The sequence below is a fragment of the Streptomyces sp. NPDC003379 genome, from assembly GCF_053589195.1.
Map to the genome: position 1 here is coordinate 1 of NZ_JBSFRK010000078.1, position 22,965 is coordinate 22,965.

Genomic DNA, 22,965 nt, shown 5'->3' on the forward strand with positions numbered 1-22,965 from the left:
GCCTCGTGCCGAGGCCGGCCGCGGAGGGGTACGTGGTCGCGTCAGCCCTCGGCGTTCTCCTGGGTCCACGCCCAGGCGTACTGGAGCCAGTCGGCGAGAGCCATGGCGCCGAGACCCGCGCCGACCAGGCGGGCGCTCCGCGGGGCGAAGACGTAGGCCCCCATGAACCCCGTGGCCGTCCAGGCGGACGCGCAGAACGGGCAGGTCACCAGGTCGCCCATGGCCAGCCTGAGGCCGGTGCCGCGCGGCTCGTCCATGACCTCGCCCGCCGTCGTGTCCTCCTTGCGGCGGGAGAAGGGCGCCCTGAGGAAGCCGGTGATCTTGTCCTTGGTGAGCAGCCGCGCCGTCTTGAACGTCGCCACGCCGATCAGCGCCACGTCCCACGGCGGCACCCGCTCCGGCAGGACGACACCGCGGCGGCGCGCCAGCAGCACGAGGGCGCCGGTCGCGGCGGTGAACGTCGCGGCGAGGGTGGCGTAACCGGCGAGGGGAACGGCCTCTCGCTCGTCATAGTCCCGTCGTTCCTGTCCCAGAAGTTCGTCGGCCGTCATGGCGCCTCCAGAGGTGCGGTGAGCGGTTTCGGGTGGTGCTCCTGGGCACCCGGCCAAGAGCAGGGACACCTGCGTACGAAAGGATGAAAACTGTCATGGCGGATATTTCCGAAGTGGAGCTGGACGATCTGTGGAACGAGTTCCACGCGGTGGTCAACATGACCTCGCGTGAGCTGAGCGACTGGCTCATGACCCGTTCCGCGGGCGAGGAGACCGAGGTGGTGCCGGACCACTCGGGTACCCAGAACGGCCGCCGGGTCCTGGAGATCCTCGGCAAACGGCGCACCGACCTGACCGCGGACGACCTCCGCGTCATGCGCAAGGTCATCGACGTCGTCACCGCCGAGCGGGGCGTCGACATGGAACCCACCGCGGGCGAGGCCCACTGGCGCCACCGGCTGATGACGCTCGGCCACGACCCGCTGAAGCCACTGGCCTCCGACGCCGGCAGCTCCCGCACCCAGCAGCGCTGACCCGCGGACCGTCAGTCCCGGTCCTCGTCGGGAGCGGGCGGCAGGTCCTCCTCGTCGACCACGTGCATCGCGGCCTCCTCGGCGCCCGCGGCGCCGCCGTCGATGCCCGTGTCCCTGGCGATGACTTCCTTCGTGGTGTCCGTGTGGGCGCCTTCGTCCGGGGCTACCAGGCGCCCGGCGCGGGCGTCCCCGGCCTCCGGGTCCAGGGGCTCGCCCTCGCCGCCCGGCAGGTCGCCCACGCCGTCACCGAGGGGCTCCTGCGTGTCGGGCACCTCCTGCCGGAGCCGCTCGTCGAGGGTCTCGCCCTCGTGCTGCTCCGCCGCCGTGGTGCCGGTCTTGGTGACGCCCAGCGGCTTCTCCGGCGGCGAGTAGCCCTCGTCGAGCATGTCGTCGTAGGTGCGCTCGTCGAGCGCGTCCTGGAGGTCCAGGGGCGCCGCGTCCTCCTGCTCCTCGTTGCCGCCGGTGGGCTGGTAGGCGTCGTCCGCCATGTTCTGGTCACTCATGACTACCTCGCGCTTCTGTGATCCGATCCTTGGGGCGCGCTTCGCCCACTGATGGTCGCGCCTCGGTCTCTCGAAGTGCCCGCGACACACTCCGCCAAACGATCTGATCCGAGGTCTGCCACCCCCTGATCGGGGCACTCTTCGGACATGCGCGAGATGCGGCGACTGAGAACGATTGACGTCCATCGGCCAGGGATCCGGCGCATCCGTACGGAACGTATCGGGACGAAGGAAGTGACCCCCCGTATGAGCAGTTCGGACGACCTGCCGGTCCTGCACACCCTGCGGGAGCTGGCCCACCTCGTGGAACGGCACAAGAGCCTGTACGTGCGCTGGTCCCGCGGGCCGGGGACGGACCTCGGCAACGGCAGGACGAAGACGATGAGCAGGGACGATCTGACGGGCGTGGACATGTCCGGGCTTTCGGCCAACCCCCTCGACATCGAGCCGTGGTGGGAGGACCGGCCCATCGAGCTGTGGGTGGCGCGCCGTCTGCACGACTACTCGCACCTGCCCCGCGAGAAGGGCGAGGGCGTACGCCCCTGGGTGCTGCTCGGCCACGAGAACGGCCGCGGCCCCGACAACGAGCCGCTGGTCAAGGACGTGGAGCCGATGGCCTGGATCGACGCCAGGATGATCGACGAGGCCCGCGAGAAAGTGGCCCGCGAGGCGGGCGAGTGGGGGCCGCTGCGGCGTACGGACGAGTAACACCGTACGGACCCATGAGACGGCTGACACCCACGAAGCCACGACACATACGCACCCCATGACACCGGAGATGCCATGGGGCGCGCCGTACTCGTGATGCCGGATGCGGCCGGTCGGTCAGCTGGGTCCGGCCCGGTAGGCCTTCGCCTTGCCGTGCCCGGCGTTCGAGCCGCCTCCCGAGCGGGCCGCCGCGCTCGCCGCGAGGCCCAGCAGGAGCCCCAGCGCGCCGGTGATGACGTTGCTGACCACGGACCTGGTGGTACTGACGTCACCCGCCACGACCCACGGGGCGACGATCGTCCACACGCCCAGGGCGCAGGCGGCCCACGCCATGCTGTGGGTGCGCTCGTAGGCCCGGCCGAAGCCGCCGCTCATCAGGAGGGCGTAGGCGATGCCGACGATCAGGTTGGCGACCGCGAGGCGCGTCAGGCCGTCGAAGCCCACGATCCAGGGCGAGGCGGCCAGGTAGAGACCGGTGAGGAAGGCCATCGTCTCGACGGCCTGCACTTTGGGCGTGCTCGCCGCGCGCTCGGCCATCTCGTGGCGGGCGCGGATGTCGGCGATGTCGGGGTGCGTTTCCATGGACGACGAGGTCCTGGGGGACGTTGTCATGACGTCCACCTCCAGCTAGTGATGGTTTCGGGTACTCGGGGCAGCGCGGCGCCAGCCCGAAGGCTGTCCGGTGCCGGTGCCGAGGGCGCGCACGGCGTCGGTGACGTCGCTGAACGTCCGCCCCTCGGGCAACTGCTCGGCCGCTCGCAGTGCGGAGTCCGGCGCGTGGTGCGATTCCAGCGCCTTCAGCAGCGTCTGCCGGTCGGCGGGGAACGTGGTGCGTTCCAGGTGGCGGCTGAGTTCCAGGCGGGTGGCATCGGCCTCGGCGGCGGAGCGCGCCCGCTCCCGGGCCTCGCCCGGCGGCGGTACGGGACCGCTCGGGTCCACGGCCACGTCGTCGTCAGCCGGCGGCTCGGGGTCGTTCGCCTCCTCGACGTGTGTGTGCTGACCGGAGCGCATATAGCCCTCCAGCTCGTGCTTCATCTCGTCGTCCTTGCGCGGACTCACCGGGTTGCTGCCTCGGTCCACGGCAAGCACCTCCCTTTCTCGTGGGCCCAGGGATCGGGGTGGTCCCTAGGCCGGAGTCGGCTCGTACGACCAGCGCAGCAGGGCGCCGAGTCCGCCGGCCGGGATGTCGTCGGTCACCTCCTCGAAGGGGATGATCAGTACGTCGGCGGACGTGGCCGCGGCGGAGCGCAGCAGCGCGTCGTCGGCGCGTACGGGGACGGGGTGGCTCTCGCCCAGGGCCTCCGCGTCGGTGCGCCGCACCGCCACCTGGTCCGGGTCGGGGCCCGCCCACATCTCCTGGTGCAGATCGGGCCCGTCGGGCCGCACCAGAAGCGTGTCGATGCGGTGCTGCCGGGCGGCGTCCGCCACGGCGGGCACGCCCTCCACGGCGTCGGTCGGCCGGTCGGTACCCACGCGGCCCGCGCGGAAACGGTCGAGCGCCTGCTCGACGCGCCGGTGCAGATGGTCCTGGCGGGCCTGTTCGATGGCCTCTTCCAGCGCGGGCGACTCGGAACCGGCGGCGCGGCCGCCGTGCTCGGTCTCGACCGTGACGTCCTTGACCTGGTCCGGGAGTTTGTCGTGCACGGATCGCCGCTCGCGCGGGTCGCCCACGAGCACCACGAGGTCCGCGCCGGACTCCTCATGGGCGCCGGCCAACGCTTCGGCGATCTCCCCGGCGTTGTGCTCCCAGGTGTTCTCCACCTTGAGCTGGAAGTGCCGTTCTGACCAGTCGGACGTCGCCGTGCGGTGCACCGGCCACTGCTCGCCCTCCACATGCCCGGAGTCCTGTGGGCGCCTGCCGCCTTCCCGTAGTCGGAAGTCGGCTCCGGTGCGGTCGATGTAGGCCACGAGGCAGACGGGGTCCTGGCCGCACAGTTCCAGCAGGGGCGCCAGTCGAGGGAGCGGGGCCCAGCAGGCCGATTCGGACTGCGGCCGCCGGGAGAGGCGGTGGCTGAGCACCACCTCACCGCCGGTGGCGAAGACGACCCGGCCCGCCGGTTCCTCGGCGGGGGACAGCCCCGTCAGGTTGGCGCGGACGGCTTCCGTGGTGGCCTCGTCGGCGCCCTCTTGTTCCAGGGTCCGGCAGATGTCCCGTACGGAGAGTTCACGCCGCTTGGCGCCGGATTCGTCCGGCTGCCCGGGATCGAAGTACACGGTCGCCCAGGGGCCGGGGCGGTCCAGGAGCGGTTGCAGAAATGAAAGGCGCATGGTGGCTCCGGGTTCCAGTCGGTGGTGTCGTTTCTCCTGGCCTCCGGGCCAGGCGCGGCGATCGCCTCCTGCATAGCCGGTACCCCCCGCAAAGGGGTGCAAACTACCTCATATTCCTGGTTGGCCGGAGGCGAAACCTCGGGCCGGCGCCGGTGGCGGAGGGCAGGGCCGCATCCAGTACGGGTACTCGGTCGCGTCGCGAGCGTCGCAACCGGCGCAACCGGCGCAAGCGGCCCACACGGCCGCACCGGACGAGTCAATTGTCGCGCTCGGTCGACCCGGTCCGCCACGCGAGGGGAAGGCATGGACAGCGCGGGCGTTCCGCCGATCCCGGGGGTGGATCGCCGACGCACGGGTACCCCGCCCCCTACAACTCTCACCGAGGAGAGCAAGCGATGACCTTCAACCCATTGGAGCAGCGGGGCATCCCGCTGGACCGTCAGCTCCGTAGCTGGCGTGAGCTGAACGTCCAGCCGATCGACCCGGACCACTGTGACCCGTACACCCGGTGCCGGATCATCACGATGAACGGCATCGAGGTCGAGGCGATCCTGTTCAGCCATCAACTGGCCCGCAACACCGTGGACCCGGAGGTGAAGCGGAAGCTGGCGCGTGTGCGGTACATCGAGGCGCAGCAGCAGAAGGCGGTGAACTGGCTGCTGCCCGGCGTCTCGTCCGTCCTGGAGACGACGATCGCCTACGAGCAGGTCGCCGTCGACCTCACCGCGTGGATCGCCCGCATGGAGCCGGACCCGTATCTGAAGCAGGCGTACCAGTTCGGTGTCCTGGAGGACTTCGACCACCTGTACCGGTACGCGAACCTGTACGAGATGATCGAGCACCGCAAGGCGGACGCGATCGTCGACGGGCTGACCGAGGTCATGCCGGGCCGCCCGACGAAGTACCACCACCGCGACCCGTTCGACAACGTCCGCGACCCGTACGACAAGGACACCACCGACCCGCTGTCCAAGCTGCACGCGCTGACCGTGATGTCGGCGGAGCAGCAGACGATGAACTTCTACATGAACACCGGCCCCACCTACATGGAGCCGATCGCCCGCCAGCTCTACCAGGAGATCGGGCTCATCGAGGAGGAGCACGTCACCCACTACGAGTCGCTCGTCGACCCCGGCGAGACGTGGTGGGAGCAGCTGGTCAACCACGAGTACAACGAGTGCTACCTGTACTACTCCTTCATGGAGCAGGAGAGCGACCCCAAGGTCAAGGCCATCTGGGAGCTGCACCTGAACATGGAGCTGGAGCACCTGCACGCCGCCTGCGATCTGATGCGGCGCCACGACGGACGCGACCCGGAGTCGGTGCTCGCGCCGCAGCTGCCGAACGTGCTCACGTTCGAGCCGAACAAGGCGTACCTGCGCGAGCTGCTCGACACGCAGATGGACCTGACCACGCTCGGCGCCGGTTACGTCCGCGAGGCGCATGAGCGGTTCGAGGCGATGCAGGAGCGGATCCACGGCGGCGAGAAGCCGCCGAGCGAGCGGGTGATGGCCCAGCACGACGAGATGTTCGGGCGCGAGTACCGGTCCGAGACCGAGGGCGAGCACCCCGACCCCGCGATGCGCGAGAAGTGAGGGGCCCGCAGATGTCCGAGCTTCACACACCCCAGGCCGGGGACGACCGCGCGGCGGACACCGACGTGGTCTCGCTGCTGATGCGCCAGCACGGCGACATCCGCAACCTCTTCGACGAGGTGGAGGCGTGCACGGGCCAGGAACGGCGTGACGCGTTCCGTCGGCTGGTGCGTCTGCTCGCGGTGCACGAGACCGCCGAGGAAGAGGTCGTCCACCCCTTCGCGCGGCGCGGTCTGCCGGGCGGCGAGCAGGTCGTCGAGGACCGCCTCGCCGAGGAACGGGCCGCCAAGGAGATGCTCGCCGCGCTCGACGACGCCGACACGGACGATCCGAAGTTCCTGCCGCAGCTGATGAAGCTGCGCAAGGACGTCCAGGAGCACGCCCGAGCCGAGGAGCGCTACGAGTTCACCCACATCCGGCGCCAGACGGACGAGGCGAACCTCGCCGCCATGGCCAAGGCCGTCAAGGCGGCGGAGGCCATGGCTCCGACGCGCCCCCACCCGGGGGTGGAGTCCGGCGCGGCCAACATGGCGCTCGGCCCGGTCGCCGCGCTGATGGACCGCACGAAGGACGCCGTCCGCAAGGCGATGGGCAAGGACAAGGCGTGACATTCGCCCCGGCGGCGCGGCTCTGACCGGCCACGGCCTCCGCGAGCGGACTTTCGCTCCCGGGGTCGAGGCCGCTCAGGGCCGCTCACGGGGCCGCCGGCGCCCTGCCGGGATCGGGACCGGCGCCGGGCCGGGGACGACGGTGTTGGTGAGCGTGCCGATGCCCTCGACGGTGAGCGACACGGTGTCGCCGGGCCGCAGCGGCGGAGGGTCCTGTTCGCCGCGCAGCCCCCACAGTTCGGCGAGGCAGCCGCCGTTGCCGCAGGTGCCGGAGCCGAGGACGTCGCCGGGCACGACCCGGGTGCCGCGCGAGGCGTAGGCGGCCATCTCCTCGAAGGTCCAGCTCATGTTGGACAGCAGATCCTCGCCGACCACCCGTCCGTTGACCTCGGCGGTCAGGGCCAGCCGCAGGAAGCCGTCGGCCCGGCGGTACGCGTCCACCTCGTCGGCGGTGACGAGGCAGGGGCCGAGCGTCGTCGCGGTGTCCTTGCCCTTGCAGGGCCCGAGCCCGACCTTCATCTCGGCGGACTGGAGGTCACGGGCGGACCAGTCGTTGAAGACCGTGTAGCCGACGATGTGGTCGCGGGCCCGTTCCGGCGTGAGGTCGCGCCCCTCGCGGCCGATCACCGCGCCGACCTCCAGCTCGAAGTCGAGGACGGCGGAGCCGGGTGGTACCGGAACGCCGTCGTGCGGGCCGAGGACGGCGTGCGGATTGGCGAAGTAGAACGTCGGCGCCGCGTACCACTGCTCGGGCACCCCGGCGACACCGTCCACGGACCGGCGTACGCCCTCCACATGCTCCTCGAACGTCACGAAGTCCCGTAGGGAGGGCGGTTGCAGGGGAGCGAGCAGCCGTACTTCGCCGACATGAGGCCCGGGTGGCGCGGCCAGGGCCGGGGCGCCCGCGGCGAGCAGCCCGGCCAGTCCGTCCGTCTCCGCGAGCAGGGCGGTGAGGGAGGTGACGCCGGGCAGCGGGAACAGTGCGCCGTCCTCCCCGACGACGGCCACCCGGCGGTGGCCTTGATGCGCGTAAGCGGCGAAACGCAAGGTACGGCTCCCTGGGAAGAGGCGGGTTGCTCAGACGGGCGGGGCGACGAAGACACCGCGGTCGGGGTCGTTGAAGGACTCCTTCGCGATCAGCTCGTTCATGGGGTTGGCGGTGCCCCACTGGTCGGTGACCTCGGGGCGGGAGAAGTCGTAGACGTGGGGGTGCCAGGTGTCCTCGTCGAGGTTCTCCAACTCGGTGGTGTACTCCACCGTGTTGCCGTGCGGATCGAGGAAGTACGTGAAGGTGTTGTCCCCGGCCATGTGGCGACCGGGCCCCCAGATCTTCTTGAACCCGGCGCGCATGACACGTCCGGAGCCGCGCATGTACTCGTCGATGCCGCGCATCTCGAAGGAGATGTGGTGCAGCGCGGTGTGCGGCCCCTGCGCGATCGCCATGGAGTGGTGCTGGTTGCTGATGCGCATGAAGTGCATGACCTCGCCCATGTGCGGCGAGCTGAGGGTGTCGGAGAGCCGGAAGCCGAGATGACGCTCGTACCACCGCCGAGTCCGGTTGAGGTCGGGGGAGTTGAGGACGACGTGGGAGAGCTTGACCGGGATCGACTCCTTCTCCTCGATCCTGCGGTGCCGCCTCGCCTCGACGTCGGCGGAGACCTCGATGGTGCGGCCGTCGACATCGAAGAAACGGAAGCCGTACCCGCCGCCGGGGGTGTCGACCCGGCCCGGTCGGCCGATCAACTCCACGCCATCGGCCAGGAGTTCCTCGGCGAGCGCGTCGACGTCGGCCGGGCTCGCGGCCCCGTACGACACGAGGTCGAGGCGCTTCTCGTCGGCCTTCCGCAGCCGCACGACGTACTGCTCGGGGGAGCCCTCGGCCGCGAGGAAGGAGATGCCGGAGTCCTCGGCGACCTTGGTCAGGCCCCAGACGCCCGCGTAGAAGTCGAGCTGCTTGTCGTAGTCGGGCACGGCGAGGTCGACGTGCCGCAGATGGGTGAGGAGGCGGTGCATGAGGTCAGTCCTTCCGGAGGAGGGCGACGGCGTTGGCGCCGCGCACGGAGTGGAGGTCGGCGTCGGCCAGGTGCGCGGAACGCAGCGCGCCGACCGGGTCCTCGGTGCCCATGTCGAACGGGAAGTCGGACCCGAGCAGCACCCGGTCCGCTCCCGCCACCCGCACCAACTCCCGCAGCACGTACGGATCGTGGACCAGCGAGTCGAAGTAGAGGCGCTTGAGATAGCTGCTCGGAAGGTGGGCGCAGCCCGCACCGGCGTCGGCGCGCGCCGACCAGGCGTGGTCGGCGCGGCCGATGTGGGTGGGCAGATAGCCGCCGCCGTGCGCCGCGATCAGCTTCAGGCCCGGGTGGCGGTCGAGTACGCCGGAGAAGATGAGATGCGAGAGCGCGACGGCGTTCTCGACGGGCTGGCCGACGGAGTTCGACAGGTACCACCGGTCGAGGCGCCCGTCGAGCGTGCACCCGAAGGGGTGCAGGAAGACGATGGCGCCGGTCTCCTCCGCGCGGGACCAGAAGGGCTCGTAGGCGGGATCGGACAGCTCACGGCCCGGGGCGTGACTGGATATCTCCACTCCGGCCAGCCCTTGCCGCAGGGCGTGGTCGAGCGCGCGGGGGGCGTGCCCGGGGTGCTGGAGCGGTACGAGTCCGAGACCGCGCAGCCGGTCGGGCGCGGCCGAACAGTGCGCGGCGGTCGCCTCGTTGGCCAGCCGGTACACCTTCTCGGCCGTGTCCTTGTCCGCCCAGTAGTGATAGTGGGAGGGGGAGGGGCTGACCAGCTGTACGTCCACGCCCTGGGCGTCCATCGCGGCCAGGCGCACGGCCGGGTCGGTCAGTCGCGGGAAGCGCTCGCGGACCATGGGCCCGTTGACCGCGAGCGCGGCCGGGCCGTTGCGGCGGGCATCCAGCTCACGCGCCTCGGCGAGCCCCGGCCGCCCCTCGACCAGCGCCTCGATCCCGGGAAGCAGGACGTGGGCGTGCACGTCCACGGTGGGCCCGGACTCGGCGGTGGTGGGCCCGCTCACGGCAGCGGCGGGTGTCGTCACGGCAGCTCCCGGAGCATGGTCATGGTGCGGGCCATCAGGCCGGGCACGTCGGCGTCGCGCACGCCGTCGAGCTGCCACTGCCCGATCCGCACGGACGCCTCGACGACCGGCCGTACGCGCTGGATCCGCCGCTCGTAATAGGCATGGAGGAGCGCGTCGTCCCAGGTCACGGCGGAGGTCAGCAGCTGCGCGAGCACCCAGGCGTCCTCCAGGGACAGGGCGGCGCCCTGCGCGAGGGTGGGCGGGCAGCAGTGCGCGGCATCACCGGCGAGGACGACCCGGCCGCGGTGCCAGGAGCCCTCGACCAGCATCCGGTCGAACCACGTGTAGTTGACCTGCGCCGGGTCGGTGATGTGCCCGCTGATCTCGGGCCAGAAGCCGCCGTAGGCCCCGGCCAGCCGGCGCATCTCGTCCGCGTACGACTCGGACGGCAGGGAGGCGCGGTCGCGGTTGGCCTCGACGACGAAGGCGTACAGGGTGTTCTCGCTGGTGGGGCAGTAACCGGCGATGTAGGCGGGGCCGCCGTAGGTGAGGTCGGCGCGGGTGACGCCGGCCGGGCGGGGGGCGGCGACGCGCCAGATGGCCATGCCGGTGGGTTCGGGCTCGGTGGTGATGCCGATGGCGGCGCGGGTGGCGGAGCCGAGGCCGTCGGCGGCGATGACGAGGTCGTAGTGGCCTTCGGTGCCGTCGGTGAACCGTACGGTGACGCCACCGCTGTCCTGGTCCAGGGAGATGGCCCGGGTGCCCAGCCGTACCCGGGCTCCGCTCGCGCGGACGGCGTCGATGAGGACACGCTGCAACTGGGGGCGCCGCATGCCGACGGTGGCGGGCAGGTCGTCGCCGCCGGTGCGCAGATCCTCGGCGACGTGCAGCACGGTGCCGTCGGGGGCGGTGATGCCAACGGCACCGAAGCCGAAGCCGGACGCCCGCACCCGCTCCCACACGCCCAGCTCGCGCAGGACGCGCAGGGCGTTGCCCTGGAGGGTGATGCCGGAGCCGGCGGTGGCGTTCCAGTCGTCCTTCGCCTCGATGAGGTCGACCGCGACACCGGCGCGGCGCAGCAGGATCGTGACGGCGTTGCCTGCCGCGCCACCACCGATGACGAGGACAGTGCGAGGTTGCGTCATGGGGAACTCCCTTGTTTCTCGGCCTACTTGACGGCGACGGGGTTGATGGGTGAGCCGACGGCGCCGGTGATGGGCAGGGGAGCGGCGGTGAGCCAGAACGCGTACACGCCGTCGGCCGCGCAGTCGGCTGCCAGCGCGTCCAGGTCCCACATCTCGCCGATGAGCAGGCCGAGGTGGGGGATGACGACCTGGTGCAGCGGCTGGAAGGCGTGCTCGAACTCGTTCGGCCGTACCTCGAAGCCCCAGGTGTCGGTGGCGATCGCCGCGATCTCGGTACGGTGCAGCCAGCCCGCCGTCGTGAACGACAGCCCCGGTGCAGGGCCGCCGGCGTACTCGCCCCAGCCCTCCCGCCGCGCCCGCGCGAGCCGCCCCGTCCGCACCAGCACCATGTCGCCGCGCCCCACGGTCACGCCGTGCGCGGCAGCGGTCGCGACGAGATGCGCCTCGGTGACGGCGAACCCGTCATCCAACTCGCCACCCTTCCCCATGACTTGTCCGACGTCGAGCAGGACGCCGCGCCCGGCGACGTACGGGGCCATGTGCTCGATACCGGTGACGAGGTCGCCGTCGGACGTCACGGTCGTCGCCGCGTCCCGGCCGTTCCACGCCTTGCCGTGGTCGAATATGTGGCCGAGCCCGTCCCACTGGGTCGAGCACTGCAACGGCATGGCGATCACGTCGTCGGCGCCGCCGAGGCCGTGCGGGAACCCCTGGTTGCCGAGCGCGGCGTCGGTGCCGGTGTCGAGCATGGTGTGCACGGGGTTGGTGCGGCGGCGCCAGCCCTTCTGCGGGCCGTCCATGTCGAAGCGCTGGGCGAGCGAGAAGCTGACGCCGGTCCTGACGAGCGCGGCGCCCTCGCGCCGCTTGGCCGCGTCGAGGAAGTTCAGCGTGCCGAGCCGGTCGTCCTCGCCCCAGCGCCCCCAGTTCGAGTACGCCTTCGCGGCCTCGGCGATGGCGCGCTCCGGGTCGTCGCGGTCGGGGGTCACGGCGCGACCTCGGCGACGCAGCGGGTGCGCTGCGCGCCGAGCCCGGTGATGGAGCCGTCCATGACGTCGCCGTCGCGCAGCAGCCGCCCCCAGTGCATGCCGTTGCCCGCCGGGGACCCGGTCAACACCAGGTCGCCGGGGAGCAGTTGGGCCGTCTGCGAGGCGTACGCCACCACGCGGGCCACATTGAAGATCATGTCCTCGGTGGACTCGTCCTGCATGGTCTCGCCGTTCAGCTTGAGTACGAGGCGCAGGTCGCCGGGGTCCGCGACCGACTCGGCGGGCACGATCCACGGGCCGATCGGGGTGAACCCGGGGGCGTTCTTGCCGCGCAGCCAGTCGGTGCCGATCTGCGGCATGTCGCGGCGGAAGACGGTGGCGCGGTCGGTGAGGTCGTTGGCGACGGTGTACCCGGCGACGTACTCAAGGGCCTCGTCCACGGAGAGCCGGTGGGCGGGCCGGCCGATCACGGCGGCCAACTCCAGCTCCCAGTCGGGCTTCTCGGCCCAGGAGGGCAGGACGACATCGTCGTACGGACCGGTGATCGCGCTCGGCAGCCCGATGAACACGTACGGCAGATCCTCGGCGGCCCGCCGGTCCATGATCTCCGCGGCCTCGGCGCGCCGCTCCTCCTCGGGCCGCTCGTCACCGGGCGCCCGGTGGGCCACGTGCAGGTCGATGACGTGCTGCCGGTAGTTGGCGCCGGACTGGAACACCTGGCGCGGCTCGACGGGCGCGTGCACGCGGAAGTCCGCCAGCGGATCGCGCTCGGCGGCCCCGTCGGCGGCGAGGGCCCGCAGGCGCGGCAGGACGGCCTGCCAGTTCTCCAGGAGGCCCCGGACGCTCAACTGCTCGTCGTCCAGGGCGAGTCGTAGATCGATCGCCCGGGCGTCAGGGGTCACGAGGGCGGGGGACGGGCAGCCGTCCGGGGCGGAGAGGGTCGCGAGGGCGAAGGGTCCGGCGAAGAGCGCGGACACGGGCTGAGATTTCACGGACGGGTCCTCCCGGTTGCGGTGGCACTAATCTGGACCCGCGACCCACGATCAGGGAAATAGATTGCGTGGATGGCAGCCATCGATGGTGTGGATTCCTGCTGGTCAGCGCCGCGGAAGGCGGACCGGCAGGCAAGCAGAGGGAAGCCCGTGAACCTGGCCCGACTGGACCTCAACCTCGTCGTAGCCCTGCGCGCCCTGCTGGAGGAGCGCAACGTCACCCATGCCGGGCAGCGCGTGGGCCTGAGCCAGCCCGCCATGAGCGCGGCCCTGGCCCGGCTGCGCCGCCACTTCGACGACGACCTGCTCGCCCGGGTCGGCGGCCACTACGAACTCACCGCGCTCGGCCGGGTGCTCCTGGACCGCACCTCCACCGCGTACGACCTGCTGGAGCGCCTCTTCGCCAGCCAGGCGGAGTTCGACCCGGCCAAGGAGACCCGCGAGTTCAAGCTGCTGGCGTCCGACTACGCCGTGTCCGTCTTCGGCGCGGAGCTCGCCCGCGTCGTGCACGAGGAGGCGCCCGGCATCCGGCTGCGATTCGCGCAGACGCCGACCACGGTGGTCGACGACACGGGCGCGCTGCTGAGCGCCGTCGACGGGCTGCTCATGCCGCACGGCGTGATCAGCGACTTTCCGGCCACCGACCTCTACGAGGACCGCTGGGTGTTCCTCGTGGCGCAGGACCACCCGAGCGTCGGGGAACGGCTCACCCGGCAGGACCTGGCGCGGCTGCCGTGGGTCACCTACCAGCGGACCTACGACGCCCCCGCCGTACGGCAGCTGGGCATGCTCGGCGTCGAGCCGCGCGTGGAGGTCTCCGTCGACAGCTTCCACCTGCTGCCGCTGCTGGTGACGGGCACCGGCCGCATCGCCCTCATCCAGTCCCGCCTGGCGCACCTCCTCTCCCCGCTGGCCCCGGTCCGCCTCCTGGACCCGCCGTACGAGGCGGTCCCCCTCCGCGAGGCCCTGTGGTGGCACCCGGTACATACGCACGACGCGGCCCACATCTGGCTACGGGAGACGGCGGCGAGGGTGGGCGGGCGGATGGCGTCCGGTGGGGATTACATCCCTCCCGGGCCGGGGCATGATACTCCGTCGGTTGATGGCCGAAGTCACCCCCTGTGAGGTCACGGTTCCCGCGCGGCATGTTTGCATGTGCCCATGATCGTTAACGCGCAGCAAACATCCGAGCCGCGGACGTACGTGGACCGCATCCTGGAGCACTGGCACAAGGACGAGGACGCCGAAGCGCTCGTCCAGGGTGACCGGCGGCTGACCCGGGGAGAGGCTCGGCGGCGGCTGTTCAGGTTGGGGCACGCGCTGCGCGGGCAGGGGCTCGCGCCCGGCGACGGAGTGGGGCTGTTCCTGGCCAACCGCGTGGACTCCGTCCTGGTGCAGCTCGCGGTCCATCTCATCGGCTGCCGGGTCGTGTTCCTGCCGCCCGAGCCCGGGCCCGGCGAGCTGGCCGCGCTGGTCGAGCAGTCCCGGGCGCGCGCCGTGGTCACCGACCCGCTCTTCGCGGAGCGCGCCGCCGACGCGGCCGGCCGCAGCGTCCACGCCCCCGCGCTGCTCAGCCTCGGGCCGTGCGAACAGGAGTGCACGGACCTGCTGGAGCTGGCGGCCGAATGCCCGGAGGTACGCCCCGACGGCGTGCCCGCGCCGGGAGCCGACGAGGCCGTCACCGTCCTCTACACCGGCGGCACCCTGGGCCGCCCCAAGCTCGCCGCGCACAGCCACCGGCTCTACGACGCGCTGGTGGACATGGCGGACCAGGCGGGGGACGCCCCGCAGGACTCCCGCCCCACGGTCTTCCCGACCATGGACCCGGGCACGGACAGGGTGCTCGCGTCCACGCTGCTCACTCACGGCAGCGGCCACCTCACCTCGGTCCAGACCCTGGTGACGGGGTCCGTCCTCGTCGTGCTGCCCGAGTTCGACGCGGGCGCGGCGCTGGAGGTGCTGCGCGAGGAGCGGATCACCGCCACCATGTTCGTACCGCCCATGCTGTACGCGCTTCTCGACCATCCGGAGTGCGTGCCGGGCGCCCTCCCCGCACTGCGGCGGATCGTCGTCGGCGGCGCGGCCTCCTCGCCCAGCCGGCTGCGGCAGGCGGTCGAGGTGTTCGGGCCGGTGCTCAGCCAGGGCTACGGGCAGTCGGAGGCGCTCGGCATCGCCGCGTTCGGCGCGGAGGACCTCGCCTCGGAGGCAGCCAGGCGGCCCGAGCTGTGGCGCAGCTGCGGCCGCGCGATATCCGACACCGAGATCGAGATCCGCGGCGAAGGCGGCGCGGCGGCGCTGCCCGCCCGGCAGGTCGGCGAGGTGTGCGTCCGGGGCGAGACGGTGATGCTCGGCTATTACGAGGACCCGGAGCGCACCGCGGAGGCGCTGCGCGACGGCTGGCTGCGCACCGGGGACATGGGCTATCTCGACGCCGAGGGGTACCTGTACCTCGTCGACCGGGCCAAGGACATCATCGTCACCGGCAGCACCAGCGACAACGTCTACTCCAGGGTCCTTGAGGACTTCCTGCTCACGCTGCCCGGCGTGCGCAACGCGGCGGCGCTCGGCGTGCCGGACGAGGAGTACGGAGAGGCCGTACAGATCTTCCTGGCCACGGCCGAGGACACCGACGTCGACCCGGACGCGGTCGGCGCGGCGGTGACCGCCGAGCTGGGAGAGCTGTACACGCCCCGGAAGACGGTACTGCTGAGCCGCCTGCCGACGACCAAGGTCGGCAAGGTGGACAAGAAGGCGCTGCGCGCCACGTGGGTGAGCGCGGCTTCGGGTACGGCGTAGTCGCGGCGCCACCGCGCCCCTCTGTCACATGCCGAGCAGACCGGCTGTCACCTTCCGAGCAGACCGGCTGTCACATGCCGAGCAGACCGGCGACGGTTCCCGCCGAGGTCAGCACGGTGGTCAGCGAGGCCGCGTCGGTGAGGAGTTCACGCAGGCGCCGCAGACGGCTCTCGCCCGCGCTCCCGGTGCGGGCGATCTCGTCCTCGGCGTCGGCGAGGGCCCCGTCGAGCTCCGCGGTCTGCTCGGTCGCCCGCGTCCTGGACAGGTCGGCTCTCAGCTCCCGGAGGGCGGCGAGCAGCCGTTCGGCGCCGTCGTCGTACGACGGAGCGGTCCCGTGGTAGCTCCTGGCGTCCGCGTGGCTGCCGATGGCGAACGTGCTGCCGGACACATCACCGATGCGGACGTGGGGCTGAGGCTCTTCACTGGCCATTTCGGGCGGGTCCCCTCTGCGGCGGTGTCTGCCCGCCGTTCGTCGTGGCGGCTCGCGTGTCCGTGGTGGCGGCTCGCGTGTCCGTGGTGGCGGCTCGCGTGTCCGTGGTGGCGGCTCGCGTGGTCGCGGTGGCCCGGGCGTGGCTGCCGATGGCGAACGTGCTGCCCTCCACCGACTCGATGTTGACGCCGCCGTTGCTGATGTGGACGACCTTCTGGATGAACTCGTCCGTCTGGTAACCGGCTTCCGCGAGCGCTCCCCGCACGCCGTACGCGATGCGGTCCTGCACGCTCCTCAGGTAGCGGTCGGCATCCATGGACTGGAAGAGCGACCCGCCCGGCTCCGCGGCGAGTTCGCGTACCGAAACGGCCGGGCCTTCGGGCGGCCCGCCGCCGAAATCGCCGGTGAGGCGGCTCCAGCCACGGGCGGCGCGACGGGTGAGCGTGGCGAGGGCCTGCCCGGGCGCGCCGGCCATGCGGGTGAGGATGTGGACCGTCTTCCCGAGGGCGTTCCGGTCGGCGAACCTGTAGGCCTGGTGATCGGCGTCCTTGAAGTCCGCACGCACGGGGAACAGGACATGCGGGGCCACCTCCAGCATCAGCATCCGGCCTTGTGTGTGGACACGTACGAAGACCGTGACGACCAGTTCCTCCTCCCAGCCGCCCACCCTGATCCGCAGGAAGTGCCGGCGCTTCTCGCCGCCCTCCTCGATCGCATGCGCCCGGTGCAGGTTGAACGAGTACTGGTCGTACGGCGCGTTCTCACGGCGCGGCAGGCCGTCCGCCGGAAGGAACACGCACTCGTCGATCTGCAACTGGCGCAGCCGGTCCCGTACGACCCGGCCCTCCCGCTCGGCCGACTCGGCCACTTCGCGCAACTGCTCCAGGAACGGACGTATCGCGGCAAGGACCGTACCGTTCCCGATCGGCTGCCTCTCCTTCGCCGGGTCCGGCCGCAGCTCGACCGCGAGGACCCAGGTGTCGTGCGCGGTCCCGGCACCACAGAACGGACGCGCCTCGTGGTACATGACCAGGGGGGCGTGCTGCTCAAGCCGGATACGGTGCTTGAGCGACTGCAACCGGCGCTCGCTGATCCGCTCGGCCGGGTCGTTGGCCGCGTCCGGGAAGTGCCGCGGGGACAGCTCGCCCCGCAGCACCCGGGTGAAATGCACCTGCTGCCCGGCGACACACCCCGCCATCGCGAGCAGAGTGGCCAGCGCGAGCCACGCCTCCGGCGCGCTGACCCCGCCCGGCCCAGTATCCGGCAGCAGGAACCGCAGGGCCTTGGGCAGCAGTTCACGGAAAGACGCCAACACGCTGCCGAACGCGCTGCCTTCGTCGGCCCCTCCGAAGCCGATGACCAGACTCGTGATCACGAGGTGGGCGAGGAGAAGTCGCCCGAACCAGCGGAGCAGGAAGGAGGGCAGGCGACGACGCCCCGGTGGGTCGGCGGAAGCGCCCCGTATCCGGCGTCCGAGAGTCAGCAGCAGTCCGGGGATCACCAGGGTCAGCAACCACCAGCCGGACGCCACAACTCCGACCACCAGCAGCCCCAGCACGCCCCAGGCCCAGGCCAGTTCGACCCGGCGGGCGCGCAGGGCGTGGGCGAGGACCCGGGCGGCGTCGAATCCCAGCGAAGGCGCCGCGATCCGATGGTCCATGAGGTACAGCTCGTCGATGACTTGATCCCTGTACTCCGCGTCCAGATACGTGCCCGCGCAGAGCAGGCGGGTGGCCTCACTCGCGTACGGGGCGACGACCTGTGGCGGTGGGGCGAGCGGCGGGGGCGGCGGCGGTACGTGGGCGGTACTCATGACGTTCCTCCACGCTCAGGTTCGCCTCAGCACAGGGGAAACGGCGTGACGAGGCTCATGCGGAGGGCACAGCATAGGGCGATGGACGGACAGACCCCGCCCCACCAATCCGTACCGGCCAACTTCCCCTTCCCGCGCGGCGTTTGTACGACGATCACGACTCACGAGCTGCCGTGCCGACCGTACCGCTGCTGTACGAGTTCTCCGCAGCGGCTGCGCTGTGCCGCGCCGGTGTTCACTGCGCGCAGGCTCCGCCGGGGCCACGCGTCGGCGGAGGGTGTGTGGCGGCCGTCGCCGTGACCAAGCCGGCCAGCGCCCGGTGAAGCGGCGGACCACTCCAGGGGAAGTCTTCACGAGCCGGCGCGGTGTGTGGGTCGAGGCCGCGCAGCGCCTCGTGCAGCAGCGCTGACGGAAGATAGGCCAGGTGCGGCGCGGGGGGCTCGACGTCGGGGTTCGCCGTGCTGTGCGTGGGAGCGGTGCGGTAGCCCAGACGCTCGAAATGGTCGAGGCGCGGGCTGTCCACCGTCACCAGGACCCCGGTCACCTCCAGGCCGGGCAGCGCGTCCAGTACGTGCCATTCCAACAGTGACGTCAGACCGTGCCCCTGCACCCCCTGACGGGTCGCGCCACGAGCCCCCACGATCGCCGGAAACCAGGCCGTCCCATCCGGCACGTCAACGGCCATCTCGGCCGCCGCGCAGCCGGCATCGCCGACACAGACCCATCGGCTTGTGGCGAGCAGCCCGTCCGCGCCCCACACCCCGAGGACCGCACTGCGCTCGTCGCTCTCGCCCCAGTCCAGCGCGTGTTCGTTGGCGATGCGGGCCCGAGGATCGCGGGTATAGGCCTCCCACCGCAGCGCGGAGACGGCCTGAGCATCCGCTGCCGAGGCAAGCCGGACGCATGCTTCCTCCGTCACGGTCCTCTCCTGTCACGTCCCTCGTGTCAGCCTTTGAGGCCAGGTTCACACGCGGAGGGCACGCACGCATGTGGGGCTTTGAGGCCCCGATCTCGGTTGCGGCACACACTCCAAAGAGTTGGGCTTGGCGAGACGGCGCCGGGGTGATGCGTCTGCCCCTTCACGTGCCCCGTCCATTGCGGACCATACGTGTCCGCAAGCCTCGCTAGCGTGCATCCATGACCAAGACGACCAAGGCCCTGAAGGACACCGGCCCCGTGCTGGGGACGCGTGCGCTCAACCGTGCCACGCTCGATCGGCAACTCCTTCTGCGCCGCTCCCGCGATCTCTCCGTCAAGGACGCCGTCGCCCATCTCGTCGGCCTGCAGGCGCAGAACGTCAAACCGCCCTACTATGCCCTCGCAGCGCGCCTGGAGGACTTCGAACCGGCCGGACTCTCCGCGCTGCTCGAAGCCCGCGAACTGGTCCGTATGGTCACGATGCGCTCCACCATCCACCTCCACACCGCCGACGACGCCCGGACGCTGCGGCCCTTCGTGCAGGACGCGCTCGAACGCGAGCTGAGCGTGTTCCGCGACGGCCTCGTCGGTGTCGACCTGCGGGAACTCGCCGGGATCGCCCGCGAGGCCGTCGAGGCGGAGCCCCGCACGATGAGACAGCTCCGCGAGGTGCTGCTCGTCCGGTGGCCCGGTGCCGATCCGCAGTCGCTCGCGATCGCCGCCCGCTGCGTGCTGCCGCTCGTCCAGGTGACCCCGCGCGGGCTGTGGCGGCGCAGCGGGCAAGTCGCGCTCACCACCGTCGAGCAGTGGCTCGGACGCGGCGACAGCGCCGGGTCACTGTCCGAGCCGCCGTCCGCGCCGCCGTCCGCGCGAGCGGGCGTGCGAACGCTGACGCCCACGCCTGGCGTGCGCGGCGACGCCGCCGAGTCGCCGTCCGAGCTGGCGTCCGAGCGAGCGGGCGTGCGAACGCTGACGCCCGCGTCCGACGCGCGCGGCGACGCCGCCGAGCCGCCGTCCGAGTCGCCGTCCGAGCCACCGCCCTTGCCGGTGTCCGCGCGAACGGCCGTGCCCACGCAGACGCCCACGCTGACGCCCACGCTGACGCCCACGCCCGCGCCCACACCCACGCCCACACCCACGCCCGCGCCCGACGCCGCCGTCCTGCGCTATCTCGCCGCCTTCGGGCCCGCCTCCGTCAAAGACATGCAGACCTGGTCGCGGCTCACCCGGATGCGGGAGGTCTTCGAGCGGCTGCGTCCACGGTTGCGGACGTTCCGTGACGAGAGCGGTGTCGAACTGTTCGACCTGCCCGACGCGCCGCGCCCCGACGCGGACACCCCGGCTCCGCCCCGCTTCCTCCCCGAGTACGACAACCTTCTGCTCGCGCACGCGGACCGGTCCCGTGTCGTGCCCGCCGAGTACAAGGGGCGTACGTGGAAGGGGAACTACGCCTACTGCGTCTTCCTCCTGGACGGGTTCCTTGCCGGGGTGTGGCGGCTGGAGGAGGACGCCAAGGGTGGCGGAGCCGTGCTCACCATCGAGCCGTTCGGGAAGCCGGGCCGTGCCGAGCGGGAGGAGCTGACGCGGGAGGCCGAGCGGATGCTCACGCGGATCGCCGAGACCTCGTCCTCGTACGACATTCGCTTCGGCCCCGTCGTCGACGTCTGGCCCCGCGTCGGCGCGTGACGCCACGGCATGGCAGGGGGTAGAGAGATCCGCATCGCGAACTACACGATGCTACCTACGTAGCAGCGAGCGGCCGCCAATGAGCATCAGAGCATCAGAGCATCAGAGCCCCAGAGCCCCGCAGTACCGCAGCGCGCCGCACGCAGCAGCACCGCACCGTGGTTCCAGATGTCAGGAGAGAGCAATGCGGACACCGATGACCGTCACGGACTTCCTCGACCGGGCGGAGCTGGGATTCGCCTCCAGCCCCGGCGTGATCGACGAGCCGCTCCAACCCGCCCCCGTCGTCCCGGAGTCGACGTACGGGCGTCTCGGTGAGCGGGTCCGGGCCTGGCAGGCCGGGCTCGACGCGTTGGGGGTCGGTGAGGGGGAGCGCGTGGCGGTGGTCAGCCACAACTCCGCCCGGCTCCTGGAGCTGCTGTTCGCCGTGCCGATGAGCGGGCGTATCTGTGTGCCCGTCAACTTCCGGCTCAAGCCGGAGGAGGTCGAGTACGTCGTACGGCAGAGCGGCGCCTCCGTGCTGCTCGTGGACCCGGAACTGGACGACGCGCTGTCGGGCGTCAAGGCACGCCACCGCTTCGTGCTCGGCGAGCGGACCGACACCGAGCTGATGCGCTTCGGCGTCGAACCGCGCCCCTGGGCGAACCCCGACGAGGACGCCACCGCCACCATCAACTACACGTCCGGGACCACGGCTCGCCCGAAAGGAGTTCAGCTGACCCATCGCAACATCTGGGTCAACGGGCTGACCTTCGGCCTCCACACCCGCGTGTGGGAGCGCGACGTCTATATGCACACGCTGCCGATGTTCCACTGCAACGGCTGGGGCATGCCGTTCGTGATGGCCGGGCTCGGCGTGAAGCAGGTGGTGCTGCGCAAGGTCGACGGCGCGGAGATCCTGCGCCGGGTGGAGGAGCACGGCGTCACGCTCATGTGCGGCGCGCCCGCCGTGTGGAACGCGGTGCTGGACGCGGCGGCGGCCTGGCGCGGCGAGGTGCCGGGCCGCGACCGGGTGCGGATCGTCTGCGCCGGCGCCCCACCGCCGAGCAGGATGATCCAGCGCGTGGAGGCGGAGCTGGGCTGGGAGTTCACCCAGATCTACGGGTTGACCGAGACGTCCCCGCTGCTCACCTTCAACCGCGCCGCGCCCGCCGACCTGGCGCTGCCCGCCGAGGAGCGGGCCCGCAAGCTCTCCCGTGCCGGGCTGCCCGCGCTCGGGGTCAAGCTGAAGGTCTCCGACGCGGGCGAGGTCCTGGCCCGCTCCAACGTCGTACTCGAAAGCTACTGGGAGAAGCCGCAGGAGACGGAGGCGGCGCTGGAGGACGGCTGGTTCCACACCGGCGACGGTGGCACCTTCGACGAGGCCGACGGCCATCTGACCATCTCCGACCGGAAGAAGGACGTGATCATCACCGGCGGCGAGAACGTCTCGTCGATCGAGGTGGAGGACACCATCTTCAGCCACCCGGCGGTCGCCGAGGTCGCCGTCATCGGGGTGCCGCACGAGAAGTGGGGCGAGACGATCAAGGCCCTGGTGGTCCTCGCGGAGGGGGCGACGGCACTGGAGGCGGACATCATCGCCCACTGCAAGCAGCGGATGGCCGGGTACAAGGCGCCGACGACCGTCGAGTTCCGCGCCGCCATCCCGCGCACCGCCACGGGCAAGGTGCAGAAGTTCAAGCTGCGGGAGCCGTACTGGGCGGGGCGCGACCGGGGCGTGAACTGACGACGCCTCCCATGCCGCCAATCCCATGCCTCCAACGCCGCCAATCCAATGCCTCCAACGCCTCCAATAAACCTGCACATCGCATACGCAGTCCGGTCACGCTATTCGCCACACACTCCGCGTGAATTCCCGTGCAACAGCCACGGAACGTGCTTTTCGGCGCGAGAGTGTCCGATTTGTTGAAGGGAGTGCCTTCGCGCCCTTGATTTCCTTCTGTGAATGTTGTGAAGGAGCTGCCGTCGCGCGGTGAAACCGCCTGCACGCAGCGGTGATTCAATGCCGCAACGGTGCCCGACCGGCGCTTCGTCGATTGGATGTACGAGCTGCGAACGTGCTTTGATCCTGGCCGACGCGGAATTCACGCATCAGGTTCCAGCAGGTTCTATCGCGTTCCGTCGCGTTGAAAACACCTTTGCGGCATTCATGAGAAGGGCAGCTCACACATGAACAACACCTCCCAGGTCGAGACCCTCGAAATCTCCGACGCCGACCTCGACAACGTCTCCGGCGGCCTCGTCGGCCAGCTCGCGGGCAACGTCACCGGCACCGTCGACTCCATCGGCCCGGTCTCCGGCGTCGTGGCCGGCGTCGTCGGCACCGTCGAGAGCGCCACCGGCGTGAACACCGGCGTCGTCACGGGCCTGGCCTCGGGTCTGACCGCCGGTCTCTGAGCCTCAGCTCACCGAGACGCATGATCCGTGAGCCCCGGAACCACTGGTTCCGGGGC

23 protein-coding genes are annotated in these 22,965 nt (G+C 71.2%); 9 read left to right on the forward strand and 14 right to left on the reverse strand.

Going from position 1 to position 22,965, the window contains the following annotated elements; all coding sequences use genetic code 11:
* Positions 1-41 precede the first annotated feature (41 nt).
* Complete coding sequence (locus ACWDVB_RS38100) at positions 42-551, reverse strand: DUF1360 domain-containing protein (RefSeq protein WP_451519567.1); 510 nt, start codon at positions 549-551, stop codon at positions 42-44.
* 95 nt (positions 552-646) lie between these two features.
* Between ACWDVB_RS38100 and ACWDVB_RS38105 the strand changes: the two genes are divergently transcribed.
* Positions 647-1,024, forward strand: a complete 378-nt coding sequence (locus ACWDVB_RS38105) for a DUF3140 domain-containing protein (RefSeq protein WP_451519566.1) — start codon at positions 647-649, stop codon at positions 1,022-1,024.
* Between the two features lie 11 nt (positions 1,025-1,035).
* On the opposite strand, the gene ACWDVB_RS38110 is transcribed toward ACWDVB_RS38105, so the two are convergent.
* Positions 1,036-1,527 carry a DUF5709 domain-containing protein gene (locus tag ACWDVB_RS38110; RefSeq protein ID WP_451519565.1) on the reverse strand — a complete coding sequence of 164 codons (492 nt, stop codon included), beginning with the start codon at positions 1,525-1,527 and terminating at the stop codon, positions 1,036-1,038.
* Positions 1,528-1,773: 246 nt separating this feature from the next.
* On the opposite strand from ACWDVB_RS38110, the gene ACWDVB_RS38115 reads away from it, so the two are divergent.
* Positions 1,774-2,235, forward strand: a complete 462-nt coding sequence (locus ACWDVB_RS38115; RefSeq protein WP_451519564.1) for a DUF6098 family protein — start codon at positions 1,774-1,776, stop codon at positions 2,233-2,235.
* A 117-nt stretch (positions 2,236-2,352) separates the two neighbouring features.
* On the opposite strand, the gene ACWDVB_RS38120 is transcribed toward ACWDVB_RS38115, so the two are convergent.
* The 3 genes from ACWDVB_RS38120 to ACWDVB_RS38130 are packed head-to-tail and all read right to left on the reverse strand — an operon-like array spanning position 2,353 to position 4,503.
* Positions 2,353-2,847 carry an SPW repeat protein gene (locus ACWDVB_RS38120; protein WP_451519563.1) on the reverse strand — a complete coding sequence of 165 codons (495 nt, stop codon included), beginning with the start codon at positions 2,845-2,847 and terminating at the stop codon, positions 2,353-2,355.
* Between the two features lie 15 nt (positions 2,848-2,862).
* The gene (locus ACWDVB_RS38125; RefSeq protein ID WP_451519562.1) at positions 2,863-3,315 is read right to left on the reverse strand and encodes a DUF2795 domain-containing protein; all 453 of its coding nucleotides are present in this window, start codon (positions 3,313-3,315) and stop codon (positions 2,863-2,865) included.
* A gap of 45 nt (positions 3,316-3,360) precedes the next feature.
* Positions 3,361-4,503 carry a baeRF2 domain-containing protein gene (locus ACWDVB_RS38130; protein ID WP_451519561.1) on the reverse strand — a complete coding sequence of 381 codons (1,143 nt, stop codon included), beginning with the start codon at positions 4,501-4,503 and terminating at the stop codon, positions 3,361-3,363.
* A 395-nt stretch (positions 4,504-4,898) separates the two neighbouring features.
* Between ACWDVB_RS38130 and ACWDVB_RS38135 the strand changes: the two genes are divergently transcribed.
* Both ACWDVB_RS38135 and ACWDVB_RS38140 read left to right on the forward strand, forming a co-directional pair.
* On the forward strand, positions 4,899-6,098 hold the full coding sequence (locus ACWDVB_RS38135; RefSeq protein WP_451519560.1) for a hypothetical protein: 1,200 nt from the start codon (positions 4,899-4,901) through the stop codon (positions 6,096-6,098).
* Between the two features lie 11 nt (positions 6,099-6,109).
* Complete coding sequence (locus tag ACWDVB_RS38140; protein WP_451519559.1) at positions 6,110-6,706, forward strand: hemerythrin domain-containing protein; 597 nt, start codon at positions 6,110-6,112, stop codon at positions 6,704-6,706.
* Positions 6,707-6,781: 75 nt separating this feature from the next.
* Here ACWDVB_RS38140 and ACWDVB_RS38145 read toward each other — a convergent pair whose 3' ends face one another.
* From ACWDVB_RS38145 to ACWDVB_RS38170, 6 genes are read right to left on the reverse strand one after another with little or no spacing between them, the layout of a single operon-like run.
* Entirely contained in the window at positions 6,782-7,753 is a 972-nt protein-coding gene (locus ACWDVB_RS38145; RefSeq protein ID WP_451519558.1) for a fumarylacetoacetate hydrolase family protein, read from the reverse strand.
* Positions 7,754-7,783: 30 nt separating this feature from the next.
* Entirely contained in the window at positions 7,784-8,719 is a 936-nt protein-coding gene (locus tag ACWDVB_RS38150) for a VOC family protein (protein WP_451519557.1), read from the reverse strand.
* 4 nt (positions 8,720-8,723) lie between these two features.
* Entirely contained in the window at positions 8,724-9,764 is a 1,041-nt protein-coding gene (locus ACWDVB_RS38155; protein ID WP_451519556.1) for an amidohydrolase family protein, read from the reverse strand.
* Positions 9,761-10,891, reverse strand: a complete 1,131-nt coding sequence (locus tag ACWDVB_RS38160) for an FAD-dependent oxidoreductase (RefSeq protein WP_451519555.1) — start codon at positions 10,889-10,891, stop codon at positions 9,761-9,763. The genes ACWDVB_RS38155 and ACWDVB_RS38160 overlap by 4 nt, the downstream gene beginning before the upstream one ends.
* A gap of 23 nt (positions 10,892-10,914) precedes the next feature.
* A complete protein-coding gene (locus tag ACWDVB_RS38165; protein WP_451519554.1) occupies positions 10,915-11,877 on the reverse strand; it encodes a cyclase family protein in 963 nt (320 codons plus the stop codon).
* Positions 11,874-12,869 (reverse strand): fumarylacetoacetate hydrolase family protein, encoded by a 996-nt coding sequence (locus ACWDVB_RS38170; RefSeq protein ID WP_451519553.1) that lies wholly within the window; start codon positions 12,867-12,869, stop codon positions 11,874-11,876. Before ACWDVB_RS38170 ends, ACWDVB_RS38165 begins: the two co-directional genes overlap by 4 nt.
* Before the next feature lie 150 nt (positions 12,870-13,019).
* On the opposite strand from ACWDVB_RS38170, the gene ACWDVB_RS38175 reads away from it, so the two are divergent.
* Positions 13,020-13,994: a LysR family transcriptional regulator gene (locus ACWDVB_RS38175; RefSeq protein ID WP_451519552.1), complete on the forward strand. Its 975-nt coding sequence runs from the start codon at positions 13,020-13,022 to the stop codon at positions 13,992-13,994.
* A 36-nt stretch (positions 13,995-14,030) separates the two neighbouring features.
* Complete coding sequence (locus ACWDVB_RS38180; protein ID WP_451519551.1) at positions 14,031-15,665, forward strand: class I adenylate-forming enzyme family protein; 1,635 nt, start codon at positions 14,031-14,033, stop codon at positions 15,663-15,665.
* A gap of 70 nt (positions 15,666-15,735) precedes the next feature.
* Here the strand turns inward: ACWDVB_RS38180 and ACWDVB_RS38185 are convergent, their stop codons facing one another.
* The 3 genes from ACWDVB_RS38185 to ACWDVB_RS38195 all read right to left on the reverse strand — a co-directional run bounded on the left by ACWDVB_RS38185 (position 15,736) and on the right by ACWDVB_RS38195 (position 18,827).
* A complete protein-coding gene (locus ACWDVB_RS38185) occupies positions 15,736-16,095 on the reverse strand; it encodes a hypothetical protein (RefSeq protein ID WP_451519550.1) in 360 nt (119 codons plus the stop codon).
* Positions 16,085-17,908, reverse strand: coding sequence for a hypothetical protein (locus tag ACWDVB_RS38190; protein WP_451519549.1), 1,824 nt, complete (start codon positions 17,906-17,908; stop codon positions 16,085-16,087). Before ACWDVB_RS38190 ends, ACWDVB_RS38185 begins: the two co-directional genes overlap by 11 nt.
* A gap of 235 nt (positions 17,909-18,143) precedes the next feature.
* A complete protein-coding gene (locus tag ACWDVB_RS38195) occupies positions 18,144-18,827 on the reverse strand; it encodes a hypothetical protein (protein ID WP_451519548.1) in 684 nt (227 codons plus the stop codon).
* Between the two features lie 218 nt (positions 18,828-19,045).
* Between ACWDVB_RS38195 and ACWDVB_RS38200 the strand changes: the two genes are divergently transcribed.
* The 3 genes from ACWDVB_RS38200 to ACWDVB_RS38210 all read left to right on the forward strand — a co-directional run bounded on the left by ACWDVB_RS38200 (position 19,046) and on the right by ACWDVB_RS38210 (position 22,909).
* Positions 19,046-20,512 carry a winged helix DNA-binding domain-containing protein gene (locus ACWDVB_RS38200; RefSeq protein WP_451519547.1) on the forward strand — a complete coding sequence of 489 codons (1,467 nt, stop codon included), beginning with the start codon at positions 19,046-19,048 and terminating at the stop codon, positions 20,510-20,512.
* A gap of 184 nt (positions 20,513-20,696) precedes the next feature.
* Positions 20,697-22,238, forward strand: a complete 1,542-nt coding sequence (locus ACWDVB_RS38205) for an AMP-binding protein (protein ID WP_451519546.1) — start codon at positions 20,697-20,699, stop codon at positions 22,236-22,238.
* Positions 22,239-22,681: 443 nt separating this feature from the next.
* Positions 22,682-22,909 (forward strand): type A2 lantipeptide, encoded by a 228-nt coding sequence (locus ACWDVB_RS38210; RefSeq protein WP_451519545.1) that lies wholly within the window; start codon positions 22,682-22,684, stop codon positions 22,907-22,909.
* Positions 22,910-22,965: the final 56 nt, after the last annotated feature.